Below are 4,054 nucleotides of genomic sequence, written 5' to 3'. Positions count from 1 at the left end.
AGTGTTTATATATACAGACTTGTCTTCCATCTCAATAACTACTTATTTTTACGTTTAAGCTAGCCAGTCAGAGATAGGCAGAGTTAGAAACAAAAAAAGCCCGCTAATTCCTACTTTTAAGCTCAAGCAATTTCAAATAACTGGTTAATTCCCGTAGTTCAAACTTCGGGTGCGATCGCTACATACCCTACTTATGCTTGATTATACTTAGATACGCACTCTGGGTGTCTACTTAGCCAACAAACGTCTGGCTTGATTATAAAGTTGATATGAAGACGGTACAGAAATTTATAAATCCTTAGTGAAATCTCGTAGCTACTTATTCACTTATTCGGTAATTGCCACTAACCTATGTAATAACCCAGAAACAAAAACATTTATATGAACACAAGTCAAAATGAGACATTTACTTAAAAGCAGAGAAAATAACCTAGACTTGCAGAGAAAATAAAAATTTACATCTATCCAAATACCGAAAGTTTAGGGCTTCCGAACCAATATAATCGCTCCTCCCTACATATCGGCACTTAGTTATGATTAAACCCGTTCTGACCGTCTTCTACCAATTCAACCCTTGGCACAGCAGCATCGGCGGAATCCAAACTGTTATAAAAAATTTTGTCAAGTACGCTCCCAGCGAGTTTGAGGTGCGGTTGGTAGGAACGGGCCACGAAGAGCAGCACCTACGTGTGGGTGAGTGGCACGAAGCAGAACTGGCGGGCAAGGCAATTAAATTTATGCCTTTGTTCAATCTTAAAGATGACAATGTTAGAAGATTAATACCTACAACTATTAAGTACGCAGCTGCCCTGTGCGGTCGTAACCTAGCATCCGACTTCATGCACTTTCACAGGTTGGAACCGACATTAGCAGCGCTAAACTGGCCTGGAGAGAAAGCCCTTTTTATTCATAACGATATAAATAAGCAGATGAATTCTGCGGGCGGGAAAGATGCGATCGCATGGCGGTATCTGCCAGCAGCGTACTTTGCGATCGAACGCCTGGTGCTAGGCCAGTTTTCCCAAATCTTCTCCTGCAATACGGAATCGGCGCAATTATACCGGCAGCGCTACCCAGAGATAGCAGACCGAGTTAGCTACGTAAAAAACACAGTAGACAACGAAATCTGCTACCCATTGACCTGGGAAGAACGCCAGCAGGAAAGACGCCAGCTCGCTATTCGGATGGGTAAACCCGAAGATACGCAGTTCGTGCTATTTGCCGGAAGACTGCATCCCCAGAAAGACCCGATCCTGCTAGTGAGATCGATCGCCGCTCTCAACAATCCCAAAATTCACCTACTCATCGCAGGTGATGGAGATTTGAGAGCAGAAATACAAACAGAGATTTCTCGCTTGGGACTCTCTGAGCAAGTAACAATGCTCGGAGCAATGAACCAAGCAGAACTTGCACAGTTGCAGCGCCTTAGCAGTGTCTTCGTACTGACCAGCGCCTACGAAGGTTTACCAGTAGTCGTTCTCGAAGCACTAGCCTGCGGGACGCCCATAGTGACGACCCGCTGCGGTGAAACCCCAAATCTACTTACCGCCCACAGCGGAGTGGTATGTGAGGAACGCACGCCAGTTGCAGTAGCCGATGCCTTGCGTCAAGTACTGCAAAATCCTGGGAATTTCCCGGTCGAAGCGTGCGTCAAAGCCGCCCAACCTTACAGCGCCAGCACTGTGGTGGGTGCCATCTACAACGATATGCTACGCCGCTGGGAGCAGCGGACATCCATTTGCCAAACTAATCGAGAATTTTTAACAGGGGTTTCACTATGAGAATAGCTGTAATTGGTGCTAAAGGCTTGCCCGCAAAACAAGGTGGTATCGAGCATCACTGCGAAGAAATCTACACCCGCATGGTTAAAGAAGGCCACGAAGTCGATCTGTTCGCTCGCTCCTCCTATACCGGCTCGAATTCAGTAGATACTTACAACGTTGGCGGCGTTCGCGTAGTCTCCTTACCTTGCTTGAAAGCAGGCGGAATGGATGCGCTGCTGAGTTCCGCGCTCGGAGCGATGGCTTCCCTTGGCAAGGAATACGATATCATCCACTTCCACGCTTTAGGGCCATCCCTCTTCACCTGGCTGCCAAAATTTACCACCAATGCCAAAATAGTCGTCACCTGTCACGGTCTAGACTGGCAACGCGCCAAATGGAGCAGAAATATTAAAAAACTTATACAATTTGGCGAGCGAGCTGCTGTTCGGTTTGCAGATGAGATAATAGTCGTCTCAGAAGATTTGCGCTCTTACTTTAAGAAAACCTACGACAGAGAAACGCTCTACATTCCCAACGCCGCCTCTTGCTTGGGTAAATCCGACCCGCATTTTTCTTTCGGCACATCTCTTGGCTTGGAGCAGGGGCGCTACATTCTCTTCCTGGGCAGACTCGTACCCGAAAAGTGCCCCGACTTGCTCATCCAAGCCTTCCAAAAGCTTCGCCCACAAGGATGGAAACTCGCTCTGGTCGGTGCTACCAGCGATACTCCCCATTTCACTGCCGAGTTAGATAATCTAGCAGCACACGATAAAGATATCGTATTCACCGGCGAACTCAAAGGAGAGCGTTTGGCAGAAATTATTCGAGGTGCGGGATTATTTGCCCTGCCTTCTCAGCTAGAAGGATTACCCCTCGCTATGCTAGAGGCTATGCAGGAAGGTATCCCCGTACTGGCAAGTGACATCCCCGTACACAAGCAACTTGTATCTAACAACCGAGGTGTGCTTTTCCCTGTTGGAGATTTAGACTGCTGCGTTCGTCGCTTAGATTGGGCAATCCATCACCCGGAGGAAATGGCGGTAATGGCTAGCAATGCCCAAAAGTACGTACAGCAAAACTATAACTGGGATAGAATTACCGACGAAACCTTGGGATTGTACAAATCGCTCTTGCCGATTGCGGTTTCACCAATCACAACGCCCGAAGTTACGAACATACTCGTCAAGGCAGAATGTTAGTCAAGTCGGAGGTGTTTGTCAAACAGCCTGCGTACCTTTGCCGACCCAGAGTCCTGTATAGTATCTAACTTGCGTCGGCATAAGTATCGCTAGTTATTCTATCCCTTCTGTAGTACCCTATAGTTCTCTAAATGAAATATTCAGCAGATTTTGACCTTTAGCAAGATTTACCCCTGTTAAAAAGGCGTACTGGACTATACCAGTACGCTTTCGTATTTTTGCTTACGATCGGCTGTTGTGGATGGGATTTTAATTACCAAAACTTACTGATGCCAAACTAAATACTGTCTCATATTGTAATAATAGTAAACTGAGTTAAACTCAGAGGAAGCTACATGAAAGCATCTATAAAAACGTTGATTTCCTTACCCTTGATGTTACTTTTTACCGGTTCTGCCTTCGTCGTTTTGGCAGTTTCGGTAGTCTTGATGGCAGCAGAATCTCTACTTTCAGCAGTATTGCCACAAGCAAAAGCAGCAAAAAAGGTTGTTGGAGAAGGCGTTTCCAACGCTAAGTACCGTCTCGAAAAATCCAAAACAGTTGATGCTTTATAACTGCCATAACAAACTACTCCCAGGATTTGCCCTCTCACATTTAAGTAGATTTTCACAGCGATTAACTTAACATCCCACTTCTAGTAGATGACGATCGTCTCAAAGTTAGTTATTTTATGCAATCCTTCACAAGATCTTCACTTTTTTAACATTCAATAATAAAGAGCAGCTCGCTAGTAAGAGTTGCTACCTCAATCCTACTAAAATCAAGGTTTCTGAGATGAAAGCAGCGATCGAAAGACTGGCTTCTTTACCCTTAATGTTAATATTCACCGGTTCTGCCTTCGTAGTTTTGGCAGTTTCGGTAGTCTTGATGGCAGCAGAATCTTTACTTTCAGCAATATTGCCAGAAGCAAAATAGCCAAAAAAAGATAGTTGCAACACAGGTGTTAGCCAAACAGGAGTAGCGTCAGAAGCATTCAGCAAAGCTATTTGAACAGGTCATGTCTGATACATTTACGCGACATCATTCCGGGCATTCCCGGACAATGCAACGATAGCACTATCACGATCAAAAGTGATAGCGGCGGTATCCCGC

The 4,054-nt window shown here is 45.5% G+C and carries 4 protein-coding genes; 3 read left to right on the top strand and 1 reads right to left on the bottom strand.

The genetic code is table 11. The features are described 5' to 3' along the window. Positions 1-533 precede the first annotated feature (533 nt). The 3 genes from H6S82_RS21845 to H6S82_RS21835 all read left to right on the top strand — a co-directional run bounded on the left by H6S82_RS21845 (position 534) and on the right by H6S82_RS21835 (position 3,516). Positions 534-1,781 carry a glycosyltransferase gene (locus H6S82_RS21845; RefSeq protein WP_190461698.1) on the top strand — a complete coding sequence of 416 codons (1,248 nt, stop codon included), beginning with the start codon at positions 534-536 and terminating at the stop codon, positions 1,779-1,781. After that, a complete protein-coding gene (locus H6S82_RS21840) occupies positions 1,778-2,962 on the top strand; it encodes a glycosyltransferase family 4 protein (RefSeq protein ID WP_190461696.1) in 1,185 nt (394 codons plus the stop codon). Before H6S82_RS21845 ends, H6S82_RS21840 begins: the two co-directional genes overlap by 4 nt. Positions 2,963-3,297: 335 nt before the next feature. Beyond that, positions 3,298-3,516 carry a hypothetical protein gene (locus H6S82_RS21835; protein WP_190461694.1) on the top strand — a complete coding sequence of 73 codons (219 nt, stop codon included), beginning with the start codon at positions 3,298-3,300 and terminating at the stop codon, positions 3,514-3,516. Between the two features lie 186 nt (positions 3,517-3,702). Here H6S82_RS21835 and H6S82_RS21830 read toward each other — a convergent pair whose 3' ends face one another. After that, a complete protein-coding gene (locus H6S82_RS21830) occupies positions 3,703-3,942 on the bottom strand; it encodes a hypothetical protein (RefSeq protein ID WP_190461692.1) in 240 nt (79 codons plus the stop codon). Between the last annotated feature and the right edge of the window lie 112 nt (positions 3,943-4,054).

Origin of the sequence: Planktothrix sp. FACHB-1355, from assembly GCF_014748295.1 — a bacterium.
Lineage (GTDB): Bacteria > Cyanobacteriota > Cyanobacteriia > Cyanobacteriales > Aerosakkonemataceae > Aerosakkonema > Aerosakkonema funiforme_A.
The sequence above is the reverse complement of the archived record's forward strand: the minus strand, read 5'-3'. Positions and strand labels throughout refer to the sequence as shown.